The organism is Streptomyces niphimycinicus, from assembly GCF_018883605.1.
Classification (GTDB): domain Bacteria; phylum Actinomycetota; class Actinomycetes; order Streptomycetales; family Streptomycetaceae; genus Streptomyces; species Streptomyces niphimycinicus.
Map to the genome: position 1 here is coordinate 1 of NZ_JAHLEM010000702.1, position 875 is coordinate 875.

General features: G+C 67.7%; 1 protein-coding gene. It reads right to left on the reverse strand.

The window, feature by feature from the left end; translation table 11 throughout:
* Positions 1-57: 57 nt before the first annotated feature.
* Complete coding sequence (locus KN815_RS40620) at positions 58-828, reverse strand: transposase (RefSeq protein WP_216346809.1); 771 nt, start codon at positions 826-828, stop codon at positions 58-60.
* Positions 829-875: the final 47 nt, after the last annotated feature.

An 875-nucleotide genomic window follows, 5' to 3' on the forward strand; every position in this document is an offset into this window, starting at 1 on the left:
CTAAGGGTTGTCCCGTAAATGAGCTCTGTCGTGCCAGATGACCTGCCCGTTTCTCCGTCACCCGGCGAGGGTGAGGTTGTGCAGGCGGGCGATGCCGCGCATCGCGTGGTGGACGCCGTCGCCCTTGAGGCGGCAGTCGCGAAGGATCTTCCAGCCCTTCATGCGGGCGAAGGCGTGCTCGACGCGGGCCCGGACCTTGCGGTGGGAGGTGTTGTGTTCCTCTTTCCAGGCGGGGAGTTCGGTCTGGCCCTTCTCGCGGCGGTGCGGGATGACCAGGCCGGTGCCCCGGTAGCCGCCGTCCGCGATCACCGTGGTCTTCCCGACGGCATCCTTGGCGCCGGACAGCTCCCACGCCTTGCAGTCGTTGCGGTTGCCGGGCAGCGGCCGGCCGACGGCAACGACGAGCCGGGTGTCGGCGTCGACGACAACCTGGTGGTTGGTCGAGTACCTGTAGTTCTTCGACTGCTCGGCGACGGTGTGGTCGCGGGTGGGGACCAGGGTTCCGTCCACGATCAGCACCGTGTCCTTGCGGAACCGCTTGCGCTGCTGGAGCGCGAGCGCAGGGCCGAGGTGGTCGATGATGCGGTCAGCGGCCGACTTGGACACCCCGAACAGCGGAGCCAGTTGCCGCAGCGTCAGGTTGGTTCGCCAGTACGCAGCAACCAGCAGAACCCGGTCCTCCAGCGGCAGGCTCCACGGCCGACCCTTGCGGACGGGGTCTGCACCCTCGCGCCGCAGCGCGGTGATGAGCTTGCCGAACTGACGCGGGCTCAGCCCGGTGAACGGGGCTATCCAGGACGGCTCCGACGCCGTGATCACACCAGACACAGCAAGATCATCTCACCCGTGACCAGCAGTTGCGGGACAGCTCTTAG